We start from the raw sequence: 16,056 nt of genomic DNA, 5'->3' as shown, positions 1-16,056 counted from the left end.
CTATGCGCGGAACGAAGTCAATGTACAAATTATTAGGAGGAATAGTACTATGAACAAAACCGATCTGATCAACAACATCGCAGACAAAAGCGGCTTGACGAAGAAAGACGTAGAATCCGTACTGAACGGCTTCCTCGGCGAAGTTACGGACGCACTCGCTAAAGGCGACAAAGTTCAACTGATCGGCTTCGGCACGTTCGAAACGCGCAGTCGTTCCGGCCGCGTCGGCCGCAATCCGCAAACGGGCAAATCCATCACGATCCCAGCTTCCAAAGTTCCTGCGTTCAAAGCAGGCAACAAGCTGAAAGACGCTGTTAAGTAATTCATGCGCCTGGATAAATTTCTGAAGGTGTCGCGGCTCATTAAGCGCCGCACCGTCGCGAAGGACGTGTCCGATCAAGGGCGCGTCCTTCTGAACGGTAAAGAGGCTAAGCCGAGCGCGACGATTAAGGTCGGGGACGTGCTCGACGTTCAGTTCGGGCAACGGACGCTGACGGTCAAGGTGGAGAAGCTTAGCGAATCGACGCGCAAGGAAGACGTCGAGGGCATGTATACGGTGCTGAAGGAAGAAGCGCGCAAGAGAGAGGACGATCTGTTCTCGTAGCCGCCTGAAGCCGCACCTTTTAGTCTAAGTAGTTCGGTACCGCCTGCGGGCGGTCTTTTGTTTTTTGTCGAATTCGTAGAACCTACAACTGATTTTGTCCGGACGAACGCTTCAAGCAGGATTTTAGCCGAAATGAGTTGTATGTTTTACTAGCACAGCAAGGCAATAGGAAGGAGCATGAATGATGGCAGACCCGATTGAAATTTGGATCGGCGCTTACGGCAGCGCCGAAGAAGTCGGCATTACCCACCTGCAGCTCGATCAAGACACGGCTATGCTCGGGAAGGTCGCGGAGTTCACCGGCATCGAAAATCCTTCGTTCCTGACGATGGATCAAGCGGGACGATACCTGCATGCGGTTAGCGAAGTCGAGACGCTGAACGGACAGCCCGGCGGAGAGCTCGTCACCTTCCTCATCGAGGAAGAAGGCGTTTCGTTGCAAGAAGCGATGTCGCATCCGACGCTCGGCGCGCACCCGTGCTTCCTGATGCTCGACCCGAGCGAGCGATGGCTGGCCGCGGCGAATTACAACGGGGCATCGGTTGTCGTGTATCCGGTGGACTCCCAAGGGATCCCGAATGCCGTGCACGTCCGGTTCCGCCATTCGGGCACCGGTCCGAACGAAGCTCGCCAAGAGGCGCCGCATCCGCATTCCGCAGCGTTCAGCCCGGATGGCCGGTATTTGTTCGTACCCGATCTCGGGATGGACAAGATCATGGTATACGCGCTCGACGCGGACAAGAACGAATGGGCGATTCATGACGCCGTCGGCCTCGAGCCCGGCGCGGGACCGCGGCATATGAAGTTTCATCCGTCCGGCAGAGCTGCTTATGTTCTGAACGAGCTGGACAACACCGTTACTCGCCTCGACTATTCGGAGCCGGGGAAGCTGGTCAGGCAGGAGAGCTTGCCGATGCTGCCGGCATCCTTCAAAGGCGAGAACACCGGTGCCGAGATCGTCGTCTCCCCGGACGGGCGCTTCGTTTACGCCTCCAATCGGGGCCATGACAGCCTCGCGATTTTCGCGGTGGACGATCAGACGCTGGCGCTTCGCGGCGCGGGCCACGTGTCCACCAGGGGCAAGACTCCGCGCAACTTCGCGATTACGCCGAACGGCCGGTGGCTGCTCGCGGCGAATCAAGAGTCGAACAATGTCGTCCTTTTTCAAATCGAGCCGGTCTCGGGCTTACCCGTCTACGCGGGCTCCGAAATCGCGGTCAGCAAGCCGGTCTGCGTCCTCATCCGTGGCTAACTCTTAGGTTCTAAGAATTGCCTGTCCCCCATAAGCTAGTCTTAAATGCTGGGGGGGACGCGCCATGGAACACGGGAAGGGCGGCAAGCACCAGGAAATTCGCATGCTGAACCGCAAATCGCTGGATATAACCGGGGTTAACAACGTCGAGAGCTTCGATACCGAAGAGTTTCTGCTGGAGACCGAGTGCGGGTTTCTGACCGTGCGCGGCCAACAGTTGCATATGAAGAACTTGAGCTTGGAGCAGAAGCTCGTATCGATCGAGGGATCGATTCATTCCCTGATCTATTTGGACGGCCAGACCGGGAACAAATCGAAAGGTTTGTTCGGGAAGCTGTTCAAATGAGCACGGCGTCCCAGTTCTCGACGATCGGGGCCATGATCCTGTGCGGGCTCGCGATGGGTACCGCGTTCGACGTCTACCGGGTTGCGACGCATCGGTTTCATGTGGCCCGCTGGCTGCTGCCGGGACTCGACGTCGTCTATTGGGCGGCGGCGACGTTCGCGGTGTTCAGCCTCCTCCTGAACCATAATCACGGGGAAGTGAGAATGTACGTTTTCCTAGGACTCGGAATCGGCGTTACCGGTTATTTCGGCCTATTCAGCGGCACGGTCGCTAAAGTCTCGGGCTGGCTGTTCGAGAAGGTTCAGCAACTGTTCAAGCTTGTGTGGCGCATAAGCGATTCGCTGGCTTTCAAACCTCTGAAATGGATTGTCCGTCTACTTGCCAAAATGCTAGATATCCTATTCATCGTAACGGCGGCGCTGCTGCTCTGGACCGGAAAGCTGATGTACAAGCCGCTTTCGGCGTTGTTCGGATGGTTATGGGCGAAGCTGCTTCCGGTCAGGAGGAAGTTCGAGCCGATCGTGCGGACGTGGCGGAAGGCGAAGGGCAAGTGGCGAGAGATCGTTCACGTATTCCGCGGGAAAAAATGAACAAATCACGTTTCGACAGCGTCCCGATGGGAATTGCATCGTTAGAAGGATATTTCCGTCAAATGAATCTATGCTATAATGTTCGCTAGAAAGGAGGCATCGGCATGTCATCTCGCACCATGGCGACGACACCGGCTATGACGGGAGTACGCAGACGATTGAAGCTGCTGTTATTTGTCATGGTTATTTTCATGAGCTGGGCCGCGTACGTATTGATCTCTCAACACGGTACGCTCAGCGACCGCGAGAGCGACTTGCGAGAAGCTACCAAGAAGCTTTCCGATGCCAACGTTCAGACCGAAGCGTTGAAGCAAGAGATCGTTAAATTGCACGACAAGGAATATATCAGCGAGATCGCGCGCAAGGAACAAGGAATGGGCTATCCGGGAGAGATCCCGTTAGAGATTAAATAGGCACGAAGGCGTAAGGGGCATAGGTCGGCGTCGGTTGACCTCGATTTCGTTTCTCGGTTATAATCGGCATAACCGGATCTATGCGGTCCGGGGACATTTATGTTCAGGGAGGAACATCCGTTTTTATGGCCATCGAAGTAGGCACCAAACTTGAAGGAAAAGTTACCGGCATTACGCATTTCGGAGCGTTCGTCGATTTGACGGGCGGCGTTACGGGACTCGTACACATTTCCGAAATCGCAGACAGCTATGTGAAAGACGTTCACGAGCACTTGAAGATTAATGACATGGTTACGGTCAAGGTCATTAACGTGGACAAGGATGGCAAGATCGGTCTATCCATTCGTCAAGCCGTGGACAAACCGCCGGAGCAACAAATGCAACAAGCACCGATGCGCGGACCGCGCGAACGCGGTGGACGCCCCTTCAAGCAGGGACCGGGAAGGTCAGCTACTTTCGATGACAAGCTCTCGAAATTCCTGAAGGACAGCGAAGAGCGGATTTCCAACTTGAAGAAGAGCACCGAATCCAAACGCGGCGGGCGTGGCGGACGCCGTTCGTAATAGATGCATCAGTTAAACCGAACCGAGGAGGTTCGGTTTTTTTGTTGGCTCGTTGACCCATTCGTATCCATACCCGCACCTACATCCGCCGCACCGCACCCACATCAACACCCGTACCCGCACCCATCATCCACAACCACACCTGTACCCGCACCTATCATCCACAACCACAACCACACCTGTACCCGCACCTATCATCCACAACCACAACCACAACCACAACCACAACCACAACCACAACCACAACCACAACCACAACCACAACCACAACCACAACCACAACCACAACCACAACCACAACCACAACCACAACCACAACCACAACCACAACCACAACCACAACCACAACCACAACCACAACCACAACCACAACCACATACACATACACATACACATACACATACACATACACCTGTACCCACTTCCGCCTCTGAAGCGAATAACAGCAAATCGATAGTTAATTCTCGGGGAAACAGGTAAACGCGAAAAATAACAACCTATCGATAGTTATTTCATGTAATCTTCGCGAAATGGTGGTTTCGAGTCTGAAATAACTGCAACTGGCTGTTATTTCTGCGATGGTGCACCGTAGTGGATGAAATAACTGTAACTGGCTGTTATTTCGGCGATAGTGCACCGTAGTGGATGAAATAACTGCAACTGGCTGTTATTTCTGCGGTGGTGTCACTATGGCGGATGAAATGAACTGCAACTACTTCCGCCCCTGAAGCGAATAACAGCAAATCGATAGTTAATTTTCGGGGAAACAGGTAAACGCGGAAAATAACAACCTATCGATAGTTATTTCATGTAATCTTCGCGAAATGGTGGTTTCGAGTCTGAAATAACTGTAACTGGCTGTTATTTCGGCGATAGTGCACCGTAGTGGATGAAATAACTGCAACTGGTCGTTATTCTGCGGTGGTGTCACTATGGCGGATGAAATGAACTGCAACTACTTCCGCCCCTGAAGCGAATAATAGCAAATCGATAGTTAATTTTCGGGGAAACAGGTAAACGCGAAAATTAACAACCTATCGATAGTTATTTCATGTAATTTTCGCGAAATGGTGGATTCGAGTCTGAAATAACTGCAATTGGTTGTTATTCTGCGGTGGTGTCACCGTAGTGGATGAAATAACTGCAATTGGTTGTTATTCTGCGGTGGTGTCACCGTAGTGGATTAACTAGCTGCAAATAGGTGTTATTCATCGAAGTTGTCACCGTGGTGGATGAAATAACAGCAACTGGTCGTTATTTTTCACACGAACGGGTTCGAGGCGGCAGCGGACGACTAGACACTCCCCCAACCTTTGAAAATTTTAACCTTCACGATCATTCGCGGGATTCCGGCATAGCCGCGCGGATCGCGTCCGCGGAACAACGCGAAAGAGGCGCCATCCGCCGTCGGATGCGCGCCAATCGTGATGTCGCATTCCGTGCGAAAGAGGCGGGAGCGTTACGGCCGAATCGAGCGTAACCCAGTCGTGCCGCGGGTTTGGCCGTGTCGACCATGCATTCGCCATTGCCGCTCGTTCCGCGGGGCGAAGCTGTCGGAAAAAACTTTTTTCCCGCCAACGGTTTCTGACAAACATCCCCTAAACGCCGCTCTATAATTAAAAACACAATTCAATCTGGTGAATGGGGTGTGCATAATGGACAAGCCGTCCGTCATTCCTTTCGTGCCCAGGGCGGGCACGGGACAAACTTATATTCCGGTGAATAAGCAGAATCACTGGCTGACCCGATCGGGGACGGGCGCCCGAGTATCTACCGGCGATCCGCCGAAGAAGCTTCTGGAGCGATGGGGAGCGGCGATACGAGAGAAGATGTGGCTGATCATCGTCATCGCTGCGGGCGTGCTGCTTGGACGAGCCGTCATGCTGGAGGGGCTTGCGCCGTTCGCGGCTGCTTACTTCGGCGTCGTGCTCTATATGCGCAAGGAGTTCGCGTTCTGGGCCGCGCTAGCCGTCATCGCAGGCAGCTTCTGGTCGATCGAGCCGCTGCCCGCGCTCATCTGCGCGGAGATCGGGGTCATCTACTTGCTCCACAGGGGGCTCGTCCTGTATGAGCGGGCGGATCTATCCCATGCGCCGGTCGTCGTGTTCGCGGGTACGCTGCTCGTGCGGCTGTTCAACACGCTTCTGATGGACGACGCGACCTGGCTGCCCTATCTATTGACGTTGGTAGAAGCGGGTCTAGCATTCGTGCTCACGCTGCTATTCATCCATTCTCTCCCTGTGCTCACTAGCGCGAAGAAAGCCGCTCATTTGCGGCACGAAGAATGGGTCGGGCTCGTGATCTTATTGGCTTGTCTGCTGACCGGATTAACCGGATGGACGATTTACGGCGTGGCCGTCGTGTATGTCGTCTCCCGTTATTTCGTGCTTCTGGCGGCTTTCGTAGGCGGACCGGCAATCGGTACTTCGGCGGGAGTCATCGCGGGCATGATCTTAAGCTTGTCCGATCTTGCCGCCGCCTCGAGTATCGGCTTGCTGGCGCTTGGCGGCTTAATGGCGGGATTAATCCGCGATGGCGGCAAATCCGCGACCGCTTTCGGAATGATCTTGGGAACGTCGGTACTGGCTCTATACGACGGGGATGCGGCGAATACGATGGCATCGACGTGGGCGTCGGTCGCCGCCGCGCTGATGCTGCTGCTTACGCCTCGTTCCGCGGCGGAGTCACTATCAAGATATGTTCCGGGTACGCCGTATTATGCGCAAAATCAACGAGAATATGCTCAGAAGGTAAGAGATTTGACCGCCGAGAGAGTCGAGAGGTTCTCGGAGGTGTTCCGTCAGCTGTCCCGCAGCTTCCGGCAAATTACGGAGGCTGGGGAATCGATGCGGCAAAGCCAGGACGTCGATCATTTCGTGCACGCGGTTCATTCGCAGGCTTGCGATAACTGCCACCGAAGATCGATGTGTTGGGACGGGCAGTTTTTCCAGACGTACAAGCTGCTGACCGATATGATGACGGCGATCGAGGACAATCCGGGCGTGAAGGCGTCGCAGCTTCCGAAGAACTGGAACCGGGCCTGCGTTAGAATTCCGCAAGTGCTGGACGTGCTTAAGCGCGAATACGAGGTGTATCGCCACGACCTGCATTGGCGGCAGCAGCTTCAAGACAGCCGCTTCCTCGTGGCGGACCAATTGTCGGGCGTGTCGCAGGTCATGGACGACCTCGTGAAGGAAATCCGCCGGGAATCCAAGCAGATGGAGCAACAAGAGGAGCAAATTCGGGATGCGTTGGATCGCCTAGGCTTAGCCATTCAGAGCGTAGATATTATTAGTATGGAGGAGGGACACGTAGAAATCGAGATGGTACACGCGTTCCGGACCGGGTACGACGAATGCCGGAAAATGATCGCGCCGATCCTCACCGAAATTCTCGGGGAGACGGTGACGGTCAGCTCGGAGCGAACCGGCGTGCCGGTGGCGAATTTGACGACGGTGACGTTCGCTTCGGCTAAGGTGTACGAGGTAGAGACGGGCGTGGCCGGTGCTGCCAAGGACGGGGATATTCTATCCGGGGACAGCTTCAGCATGATGGAGCTGGCGAGCGGGAAGTTCGCGGTGGCGCTAAGCGACGGAATGGGCAACGGGGCGCGGGCGCGAGAGGAGAGCAGCGCGGCGCTGTCGATGCTCGAGCAGCTGCTGCAATCCGGCATCGACGAGAGGCTGGCGGTGAAATCGGTGAACTCCGTCCTGCTGCTTCGTTCGCCGGAGGAGATGTTCGCGACCGTGGACCTCGCGCTCATCGATTTGCACTCGGGCCACGCGACGATGCTGAAGATCGGCTCTACGCCGAGTTTTATTAAGAGAGGAAAGGAGATCATTCCGATCGCGGCGAACAATCTGCCGATCGGTATCGTACAGGATATCGAGATCGACTTGCTGCGCGTACAGTTGTTTCCGGGCGACACGCTCGTAATGATGACCGACGGCGTGCTCGACGCGCCGGGCCATGCGCTCAATAAGGAACAATGGATGAAGCGGGTGTTGCAGGAGATTGACACGGACGATCCGCAAGATTTGGCGGATGCCCTGCTCGAAACCGCGCTAAGGCAATATCCCGGCGGGGTGAGAGACGACATGACGGTCGTCGTCACCCGCATGACGAAGCACCAACCGGAGTGGGCCGCGTTCCGTTGGCCGGGCTTCCACCGGATGGAGCGGCCGAGGACGGTGAGCTAAGGAGGAAGAAGGAATAGGAAGTTATCTATAGATGAAGCCCTCGTTCGACCATGCGCGATGCCGGCGCTTGGCGGAGCGGGGGCTTATTGATGTATGCTTGGAAAGTAGGAGCGCTATTCGGATACTAACGATGGAGGCTGAACATATGACCCACCCGACTGCTTTAAAGATCGCGAGCCCTTGCGTCGACTCGCGAATCCAGGCCCATTGGGCGAAACCGGAGGAAGCCCCGGCTATCATGGAGCTCTACAGAATTACCGCGGAATGGCTGAAATCCAAAGGCTCCACGCAATGGGCCGATTTGCTCGTCGGCATCGACAGACACAATACGGCTGCGGCCATCACCAGAGGAGAAGTCGTCTTCTTCAAGCAAGGGGACGATCCGGCGGCCGTCGTCATTCTGATGCTCGCGCCGAGTCCGTGGGATCTTAACCTGTGGGGGGACGACCCGTCGAACGCCGAGGCTGTCTTCCTGCACCGGATGTGCATTCACCGCAGCTTCGGCGGTACGGGACTCGGCGCGCAAGTGATCCGATGGGTCGATTCAGGCATCGCCTATCCGCCTGACAAGGACTACATCCGTCTCGACTGCGTTGCCGATAATCCGGCGTTGAACGCCTTTTACCGCGACGCGGGCTATACCTACGTTGGCGAGAAGGACGGACTTAGTCTCTATGAGAAAAGATTGCCCAAGTAAGCTTCGCGCGGCGTAACGGATAAACCTCTCATTCCTTGGCGACAATGTTGATAGAACCGATAGAATGGGAGGAATAGGCTGTGATGAAGCAGATTTTGTTGATTACGGACGGCGGATCCAACGTCGGAGATAGCCCTGTCGTTGCCGCGGCGCAAGCCTACGCGGAAGGCATAACGGTGAACGTGGCCGGGATCGTGGACGAAGGAACGATCGGAGAATACGGCGCGACGGAAATCGCGGAGATCGCCAAAGCCGGGGGCGGCATCAGCCGGATCGTAACGAGCGGACAGCTGTCGCGAACCGTCCAGATGATGACGCGCCAGACGATCGCGGGCAGCATACGGCAAGCGGTGAACCAAGAGTTAAGACAGCTGTTCGGCGTGGAGAACGTAGGAGCTTTGCCGCCGACGAAGCGCTCCGAGGTCGTTAAAGTGATGGAGGAGATGGAAGAGACGATGTCGCTTTCCGTGGCGCTGCTCATCGACGCGAGCGCGAGCATGAAGCCGAAGCTCCATGCGGTCGAAGAAGCGATTCGGGATCTGACGCTCAGCTTGCAAGCCAGGGAAGGCAAAAGCCAGGTGGCGGTGTTCCATTATCCGGGCAATTCGATGGACGAGATCTGCGTGCTTGATTCCGAATGGACGACCTATGCTTCGAAGATCGGTACGCTGTTCGGCAAAATCCGGATGAAGGGGACGACCCCGACAGGCCCTGCGATCTTGCAAGCGGTAGACTATATCCGAGAAACTTGTGGTAATATCAGTAGTGAACCTATGGACGCACGGCAATCTTCAGCTAGAAGCGTTTCGAACGGGGTGCGGAGTGACTACGTCGTCTGATACGGAAGTGAATCCATTGCCGCCGGGCACGCTGCTCCGAGGCAAGTGGCACGGGAAGACCTATCGCTTAGAGAAGCTTATCGGGCTTGGCGCGAACGGCCAGGTGTATTTGGCGACTTCGAACGGTTATAAATGCGCGGTCAAGCTAGGTCTCGACGCGGCCGATCTTCAGGGCGAGGCGAATATTCTTGCCGCCCTCGATCACGCGGAGAAGAAGCGCAGGCCGTTCCTGCTCGACGTCGACGATGCGCTCATAGGCGGACGCGAAGTTCCTTTCTATATTATGAGATTCGTTCCAGGGGTGCCCGTGAACGCGTTCTTGCAGAAGCACGGCGCGCAATGGGTCGGCGTCGTCGGATATCGCCTGCTGGAGCGGCTAGTGCAGTTGCATGAAGCGGGATGGGTATTCGGCGATATTAAAAGCGATAACGTGCTCGTAGGCGAATACGGCAAGCTGGAGCTGGTCGACTACGGCGGCATGTCGGCGATCGGCCGCAGCGTGCGGCAGTTCACGGAAATTTACGACCGCGGTTATTGGTCGGCAGGCGGCAGAACGGCCGACGCGGCATACGATTGGTTCTCGGTCGGAATGCTTTGGCTGCACGCCTTGGACCGCAAGAGGCTGCTGCATTTGACGAAGACGCTGCTCCCGCAGAATCGCAACCCGGAAGAGCTTATGAAGCTCGTGCGCAGCAACTCTCGGCTGAAGCCGTTAGAGAGCTGGTTGGAGAAGGCGTTCTCGGGCCGATTCGAAGACACGAGAGATGCCGCGAAGCAATGGCGCGAGGCAGTGCAGCATCCGCAGAAGAGCAAGTCCCAGGCATCAGGCCAAGTGCCGGTGTGGATGGCGAGCTTGTTCGCCGCGGCCGTCGTGCTTAGTCTGTCTGTAGCTGCGGTATGGCTATTCCAATAATGGACAAGGGGTAATGAAGGTGCGGCAGCTCGACGAATTAGCCGTCCGCGTCATGGAGGAAGCGCGGAAGGAAGGCTGGTGGAAGCAGGGAATCACCGTCCTTGCCGCCGTATCGGGCGGACCGGACTCCATGGCGCTGCTGCATCTGCTGAAGACGATGTCGGAGCATACTCCGTTCGAGATCGTCGTCGCCCATGCGAATCATCAGTTCCGAGGCGCCGAGTCGGACGCCGAAGAGCAGTTAACGAGAAGCGTTGCCGGACGATGGGGGCTGCCGTTCAAGTCGGCAGCCTTGAACGTGCCGGCTTTTATTGAAGAGACGGGAATGAACGCGCAGTCGGCGGCCAGGGATCGCAGATACCTTTTTCTAAGAGAGGTTGCCCGCGAATGCGGATGCACGCACCTTCTATTGGGACATCATGCGGACGATCAAGCGGAAACCGTCCTCATGCGAGTCATCCGCGGAACGGGACCCGGAGGGTTATCCGGCATTCCTTATCGCCGCCGCGAAGAAGAAATGGAACTGATTCGTCCGCTGTTGCGTATAACCAAAGGTGAGCTTCTCGCCTATTGTAAGCGAAACGAGGTGCCTTTCGCGGTAGACAGCAGCAACGCCGACCGACATTATTTCCGCAATGCCGTCCGGCTCGATCTGATTCCGATGCTCGAAGGCTACAATCCAGGGTTGAAGACTTCGCTCGTACGGCTAGCCGAACTGGCGGCCGCTGACGAAGCTTACCTCGCGATCGAGACGCGCAAGGCGTTAGAGCTGTGCGCGACGTCCGAAGGCGAAGGATTCCAAGTGAAGCTTCGCCCCTTTCACGGGCTGCACGTCGCTTTACAACGCAGATTAGTTAAACTAATATTAAGTTGTTCTGCGGCTCTAGAGCGGCAAATGGACTATCGGCTCGTGGAAGACATCGTCTCGAACCTGGCAGCGGCGCACGCCTCTGCATCCCGCATGGAACTGGGCTGCGGATGGGAGCTTGTTCGGGAATACGATGAGGTATATATAGGTCCGGTCAGACCTGTTCCTGCGGCTTACGGTTATCCGGTGGAAGCGCAGACGAACGGCATCGTGATCGAGGAGACGGGCGAACGGTTCGTGATCGAACGGCTGCCAGGCGCAGTCCAGAAGGCCTCGGTACGAGCGATGCAGGCGTTCTTCGACGCGGAGGAGCTGCGGTTTCCGCTCTTCATCCGCAGCCGAAGGCCTGGAGACGTTATTGAACCGTATGGATTAAACGGCTCCAAAAAAGTGCAAGATATGTTCGTCGATGCCAAAGTACCGCGTCATCGCAGGGAATCGATCCCTCTTCTCGTCGATGGGGACGGGCGCGTGCTATGGATTCCGGGAATGCGACGTTCTCGTCACGCCTTGATTACCACGGACACCCGGTCGACGCTGCGCATCGAGTTCGATCGTCCGGAAAACTAGGTCATGATCGGAATCGTACCGTCATACCGTGTAATAATCTAGCTGGGAGGCACCTTCTTTGCACAACGACATTCAAGAAGTTCTCTACTCCGAAGAAGTAATCCGGAAGAAGGTTCAGGAGCTCGGCGCGGCAGTCAGCCGCGAATACGCAGGGCGTAACCCGCTCGTGATATGCGTACTGAAAGGCGCTTTTATTTTTATGGCGGACTTGTCCAAGAATATTACGATCCCGATCGAGTTAGACTTCATGGCGGTGAGCAGCTACGGCAATTCGACGCGCTCTTCCGGCGAAGTCAAGATTATTAAAGATCTGGATACGTCCGTAGACGGCCGCGACGTCATCATCGTCGAAGATATTATCGACAGCGGTCTAACGCTGAGTTATTTGATCGACGTTCTGGAGCGCCGCAACGCGCTATCCGTCAGCGTCGTCGCTCTGTTCGACAAGCCGGGCCGCCGAACGGTCGACCTGCAAGCGGACTATACGGGATTCACGATTCCCGATGCGTTCGTCGTCGGCTACGGACTCGATTACGCGGAGAAATACCGCAACCTGCCGTACGTCGGCGTGCTTAAACCGGAGATTTACTCCAGTTGATTATCGGTTTGTGATGCTAAGACAGGCTATGTTAAAATGACGTAAGCGTGTCGAGAGGAGGTCAGGGATGAATCGGTTCATCCGCAATACAGGCTTTTACTTACTTATTTTCTTGGTGACCGTCGGCATCGTGCAGTTCTTCATCGGGAAGAACGAGACGGCGAAAGACTACAATTACAACCAATTGGTACAAACCGTACAGTCAGAGAACGTGAAGAAGCTGACTATACAAATTCAAAGCGGCACTTATCTCGTAACCGGGGAATTGCAGCCGAAGAACGGCAGCGAGAAGGGCGAGACGTTCACCGGGCGCGCGCCGCTCGCGGACTATTCCGTTCAGCAGCTTACCGATCTCGGCTTAGAGAAAGGTATCGAAGTCGAGATTAAGAAGATGCCTGGCCAAAGCTTCTGGCTGACCTTCTTGACGTCCATTATTCCTTTCATTATTATGTTCGTTCTGTTCTTCTTCCTGATTAATCAGGCGCAGGGCGGCGGCGGCAAAGTGATGAACTTCGGCAAGAGCCGCGCGCGTCTTTATAATGAAGAGAAGAAACGCGTAACGTTCGAGGATGTCGCGGGAGCGGACGAAGAGAAGCAAGAGCTCGTCGAGGTCGTCGAGTTCCTGAAGGACCCTCGCAAGTTCGCGGCACTGGGCGCCCGCATTCCGAAAGGCGTGCTTCTCGTCGGTCCTCCCGGTACCGGTAAGACGTTGCTCGCCCGCGCGGTAGCAGGCGAAGCAGGCGTTCCGTTCTTCACGATTTCCGGTTCGGACTTCGTAGAGATGTTCGTCGGCGTCGGCGCTTCCCGCGTTCGCGATTTGTTCGAGAACGCAAAGAAGAACTCGCCGTGTATTATCTTTATCGACGAGATCGACGCTGTCGGTCGTCAACGCGGCGCGGGCCTCGGCGGCGGTCACGACGAACGCGAACAGACGCTGAACCAATTGCTCGTCGAGATGGACGGTTTCGGCGCGAACGAAGGAATTATTATCGTCGCGGCGACGAACCGCCCGGACATTCTCGATCCGGCGCTATTGCGCCCGGGCCGTTTCGACCGTCAGATTACGGTCGACCGTCCGGACGTGAAAGGCCGCGAGGCCGTGCTGAAAGTTCATGCTCGCAACAAGCCGCTGAACAAAGACGTTCGCTTGGGCACGATTGCCAAGCGCACGACCGGCTTTACCGGCGCCGATCTGGAGAACCTGCTGAACGAAGCGGCGCTTCTCGCGGCGCGGAAGAACAAGAAAGACATCGCGATGCAAGAGGTCGACGACGCGATCGACCGCGTCATCGTCGGAACGGAGAAGAAGAGCCGCGTGATCAGCGATCGGGAGAAACGCATTGTTGCTTATCACGAGGCCGGACATACGATCGCGGGCTACTTCCTGGAGCATGCGGACACGGTGCACAAGGTTACGATCATTCCGCGCGGACGCGCAGGCGGCTATGTCATCATGCTGCCGAAGGAAGATCGCATGCTCGTGACGAAGCAAGAGCTGCTGGATAAAGTGACGGGCCTTCTGGCCGGCCGTGCCGCCGAGGAAATTTATATCGGCGAGATCGGCACCGGCGCTTACAGCGACTTCAAGTCAGCGACGGGCATCGTTCGCTCGATGATCATGGAATACGGGATGAGCGAGAAGCTCGGAACGATGCAGTTCGGCGCGACGCAAGGCCAAGTGTTCCTCGGCCGCGATATCGGGCACGAGCAGAATTACTCCGACGCGATCGCGTACGAGATCGACCAGGAGATGCAGAGCATCACCCGCGATTGCTACGAGCGCGCGAAGAAGTTGCTGACCGAGAAAAGCCGGGAGATGCATCTCATCGCCAAGACGTTGCTCGAAGTGGAGACGCTCGATCTGGATCAGATCAAGTCGCTCATCGAGACGGGCGAGATCTCGGAAGTTACGGATGGCAACTCATCCGCCAACGAGGAATCGAAAGCCGAACCGATCGTCGATACGCTGGGCAGCGGCGTGAAAGTGCGGATTCAAACCCGCGAAGACGAGACGGCGCCTCAGACGCCGGACACGCGCCCGCCGGAAGGCGACAACGAAGAGAATAAGTAAACGCGTCATACAGAGCGCCCCATCCGCCATTAGGCGGACAGGGCGCTTTTTGTTGCTTTTCGGGGAAAGGCAGCACGACCTGAGCGAAGGGGATACCGGCAGAAGGAAGGGCTAATAAAAGCAAAACGATAGTTATTTTGGAACTATCCGCATCCTAACAGATAATTAACAACAGATTGATAGTTATTTAAGGGCGGTCGTGGTACTGTGCCGATTTTTCTCCAGAATAACTGCATATGGTTGTTATTTTTGCGAACAGCGGGATTTATAGAGAAATAAATGCAAATGATTGCTATTAGGAGCGAGGCGGTTGACGTAGTGGCTAGAGGATAACACTTTCTTTTTAATTGGCTCGTTCCTGCATTTTGGTCAATTGACAGTCTATCCCCGCACGTGTAAATTGGTGATAAGAGTGCGCGCCCCCGTATTCTTTCGTTCGAACGAGGGGGAACTCGTCCTTGCTTGTAATTTTATTCACATAGTATAGATGACGACCGCATCAGGGCACGGCCGTAAGAGGCCGCAGGGAGGAGAAAGATATGGAAGCATTGGCTTTGGAACGCAAAGCAGAGCAGAATCGAGAGCTTCGCGAACGTCTGTTGCAGCTGAAGAAGGAACGTAACGCGATTATTCTCGCGCACTACTATCAGCGGGATGAGATACAGGAAGTCGCCGACTTCCGCGGGGATTCTTTCCTCTTGGCGCAGAAGGCAGCCGAGACAAGCGCCGACGTAATCGTATTCTGCGGCGTTCACTTCATGGGGGAGAGCGCGAAGATTCTCGCCCCGAATAAGGTCGTACTCGTTCCCGACGAACGCGCGGGCTGCCCGATGGCCGATATGGTCAATCCGATCGGGCTTCGCGAGCTGAAGGCGAAGCATCCGAACGCCAAAGTCGTTACCTATATCAACTCCTCCGCCGACGTGAAAGCGGAGACCGATATTTGCTGTACGTCCGCGAACGCGGTCAAAGTCGTCAATTCCGTCGACTCCGACGAAGTCATCTGGTGTCCGGACAAGAATCTCGGCCACTACGTGCAGCAGCATACCGACAAGCGAATGATCATCTGGGAAGGTTACTGCAATACGCACGACATGCTTACGATCAAAGACGTCGAAGAGATGCGGGCGAAACATCCGAACGCTCAATTCGTCGTTCACCCGGAATGCCGTCCGGAAGTCGTCGCGATGGCCGATTTCGTCGGCAGCACGACGGGCATTCTGAAATATTGCCGCGAATCGTCGCACCAAGAGTTCATCGTCGGCACGGAGGACGGCACGGGTTATCAGCTTCGCGTAGACAGCCCGAACAAGACGTTCCACTTCGCGTCGAAGTTCCTCGTCTGCCCGAACATGAAGGTGAACAACCTGAAGAAGGTCGTTAAATGCTTGGAGACGATGCAACCGCAAATCTACGTGCCGCAAGACGTCGCGGATAAAGCTAGATTATCGCTAGAGAGAATGCTGCTCGTGAAATAAGCGCGAATAAGCCGACCTTGGGTCGGCTGTATTCGTATATGGCGCGACGGAGCGC

The 16,056-nt window shown here is 55.7% G+C and carries 16 protein-coding genes; 15 read left to right on the top strand and 1 reads right to left on the bottom strand.

The window, feature by feature from the left end:
* Positions 1 to 31 precede the first annotated feature (31 nt).
* From COHPA_RS0113460 to COHPA_RS0113430, 7 genes are all read left to right on the top strand, one after another.
* Complete coding sequence (locus COHPA_RS0113460; protein WP_425393707.1) at positions 32 to 322, top strand: HU family DNA-binding protein; 291 nt, start codon at positions 32 to 34, stop codon at positions 320 to 322.
* A gap of 3 nt (positions 323 to 325) precedes the next feature.
* Complete coding sequence (locus tag COHPA_RS0113455; protein ID WP_027086680.1) at positions 326 to 604, top strand: RNA-binding S4 domain-containing protein; 279 nt, start codon at positions 326 to 328, stop codon at positions 602 to 604.
* 184 nt (positions 605 to 788) lie between these two features.
* On the top strand, positions 789 to 1,856 hold the full coding sequence (locus COHPA_RS0113450; RefSeq protein ID WP_027086679.1) for a lactonase family protein: 1,068 nt from the start codon (positions 789 to 791) through the stop codon (positions 1,854 to 1,856).
* 64 nt (positions 1,857 to 1,920) lie between these two features.
* Positions 1,921 to 2,202, top strand: a complete 282-nt coding sequence (gene yabP / locus COHPA_RS0113445; protein ID WP_027086678.1) for a sporulation protein YabP — start codon at positions 1,921 to 1,923, stop codon at positions 2,200 to 2,202.
* Positions 2,199 to 2,792: a spore cortex biosynthesis protein YabQ gene (gene yabQ, locus COHPA_RS23480; RefSeq protein ID WP_027086677.1), complete on the top strand. Its 594-nt coding sequence runs from the start codon at positions 2,199 to 2,201 to the stop codon at positions 2,790 to 2,792. Before yabP ends, yabQ begins: the two co-directional genes overlap by 4 nt.
* Positions 2,793 to 2,896: 104 nt before the next feature.
* On the top strand, positions 2,897 to 3,205 hold the full coding sequence (locus COHPA_RS24480) for an FtsB family cell division protein (protein ID WP_027086676.1): 309 nt from the start codon (positions 2,897 to 2,899) through the stop codon (positions 3,203 to 3,205).
* Positions 3,206 to 3,330: 125 nt separating this feature from the next.
* On the top strand, positions 3,331 to 3,768 hold the full coding sequence (locus tag COHPA_RS0113430; protein ID WP_027086675.1) for a S1 domain-containing RNA-binding protein: 438 nt from the start codon (positions 3,331 to 3,333) through the stop codon (positions 3,766 to 3,768).
* A gap of 157 nt (positions 3,769 to 3,925) precedes the next feature.
* Here the strand turns inward: COHPA_RS0113430 and COHPA_RS25845 are convergent, their stop codons facing one another.
* Entirely contained in the window at positions 3,926 to 4,168 is a 243-nt protein-coding gene (locus tag COHPA_RS25845; protein ID WP_211237879.1) for a hypothetical protein, read from the bottom strand.
* Positions 4,169 to 5,423: 1,255 nt separating this feature from the next.
* Here COHPA_RS25845 and spoIIE point away from each other — a divergent pair.
* The 8 genes from spoIIE (at position 5,424) to nadA (ending at position 16,001) form a co-directional block, all read left to right on the top strand.
* Complete coding sequence (gene spoIIE / locus COHPA_RS0113420) at positions 5,424 to 7,967, top strand: stage II sporulation protein E (protein WP_027086673.1); 2,544 nt, start codon at positions 5,424 to 5,426, stop codon at positions 7,965 to 7,967.
* A 145-nt stretch (positions 7,968 to 8,112) separates the two neighbouring features.
* Complete coding sequence (locus COHPA_RS0113415) at positions 8,113 to 8,664, top strand: GNAT family N-acetyltransferase (RefSeq protein ID WP_027086672.1); 552 nt, start codon at positions 8,113 to 8,115, stop codon at positions 8,662 to 8,664.
* 83 nt (positions 8,665 to 8,747) lie between these two features.
* On the top strand, positions 8,748 to 9,503 hold the full coding sequence (locus tag COHPA_RS0113410) for a vWA domain-containing protein (protein ID WP_027086671.1): 756 nt from the start codon (positions 8,748 to 8,750) through the stop codon (positions 9,501 to 9,503).
* A complete protein-coding gene (locus tag COHPA_RS0113405) occupies positions 9,487 to 10,416 on the top strand; it encodes a serine/threonine protein kinase (protein WP_035119502.1) in 930 nt (309 codons plus the stop codon). The genes COHPA_RS0113410 and COHPA_RS0113405 overlap by 17 nt, the downstream gene beginning before the upstream one ends.
* A gap of 19 nt (positions 10,417 to 10,435) precedes the next feature.
* Positions 10,436 to 11,854 (top strand): tRNA lysidine(34) synthetase TilS, encoded by a 1,419-nt coding sequence (gene tilS, locus COHPA_RS0113400; protein WP_027086669.1) that lies wholly within the window; start codon positions 10,436 to 10,438, stop codon positions 11,852 to 11,854.
* Between the two features lie 58 nt (positions 11,855 to 11,912).
* Complete coding sequence (gene hpt / locus COHPA_RS0113395; protein ID WP_027086668.1) at positions 11,913 to 12,452, top strand: hypoxanthine phosphoribosyltransferase; 540 nt, start codon at positions 11,913 to 11,915, stop codon at positions 12,450 to 12,452.
* A gap of 67 nt (positions 12,453 to 12,519) precedes the next feature.
* Positions 12,520 to 14,523, top strand: coding sequence for an ATP-dependent zinc metalloprotease FtsH (gene ftsH / locus COHPA_RS0113390; protein WP_027086667.1), 2,004 nt, complete (start codon positions 12,520 to 12,522; stop codon positions 14,521 to 14,523).
* 539 nt (positions 14,524 to 15,062) lie between these two features.
* Positions 15,063 to 16,001 carry a quinolinate synthase NadA gene (gene nadA, locus COHPA_RS0113385; protein WP_027086666.1) on the top strand — a complete coding sequence of 313 codons (939 nt, stop codon included), beginning with the start codon at positions 15,063 to 15,065 and terminating at the stop codon, positions 15,999 to 16,001.
* Positions 16,002 to 16,056: the final 55 nt, after the last annotated feature.

It is taken from the genome of Cohnella panacarvi Gsoil 349 (assembly GCF_000515335.1).
Lineage (GTDB): Bacteria > Bacillota > Bacilli > Paenibacillales > Paenibacillaceae > Cohnella > Cohnella panacarvi.
Note: the sequence above shows the minus strand (reverse complement) of the source record. Positions and strands in the feature narration are given on the sequence as shown.

What these genes read in the sequence shown, in the direction of transcription:
- COHPA_RS0113455 (WP_027086680.1), top strand. Translation starts at nt 326, where the DNA reads ATGCGCCTGGATAAATTTCTGAAGGTGTCGCGGCTCATTAAGCGCCGC.
- COHPA_RS0113450 (WP_027086679.1), top strand. Translation starts at nt 789, where the DNA reads ATGGCAGACCCGATTGAAATTTGGATCGGCGCTTACGGCAGCGCCGAA.
- yabP (WP_027086678.1), top strand. Translation starts at nt 1,921, where the DNA reads ATGGAACACGGGAAGGGCGGCAAGCACCAGGAAATTCGCATGCTGAAC.
- yabQ (WP_027086677.1), top strand. Translation starts at nt 2,199, where the DNA reads ATGAGCACGGCGTCCCAGTTCTCGACGATCGGGGCCATGATCCTGTGC.
- COHPA_RS24480 (WP_027086676.1), top strand. Translation starts at nt 2,897, where the DNA reads ATGTCATCTCGCACCATGGCGACGACACCGGCTATGACGGGAGTACGC.
- COHPA_RS0113430 (WP_027086675.1), top strand. Translation starts at nt 3,331, where the DNA reads ATGGCCATCGAAGTAGGCACCAAACTTGAAGGAAAAGTTACCGGCATT.
- spoIIE (WP_027086673.1), top strand. Translation starts at nt 5,424, where the DNA reads ATGGACAAGCCGTCCGTCATTCCTTTCGTGCCCAGGGCGGGCACGGGA.
- COHPA_RS0113415 (WP_027086672.1), top strand. Translation starts at nt 8,113, where the DNA reads ATGACCCACCCGACTGCTTTAAAGATCGCGAGCCCTTGCGTCGACTCG.
- COHPA_RS0113410 (WP_027086671.1), top strand. Translation starts at nt 8,748, where the DNA reads ATGAAGCAGATTTTGTTGATTACGGACGGCGGATCCAACGTCGGAGAT.
- ftsH (WP_027086667.1), top strand. Translation starts at nt 12,520, where the DNA reads ATGAATCGGTTCATCCGCAATACAGGCTTTTACTTACTTATTTTCTTG.
- nadA (WP_027086666.1), top strand. Translation starts at nt 15,063, where the DNA reads ATGGAAGCATTGGCTTTGGAACGCAAAGCAGAGCAGAATCGAGAGCTT.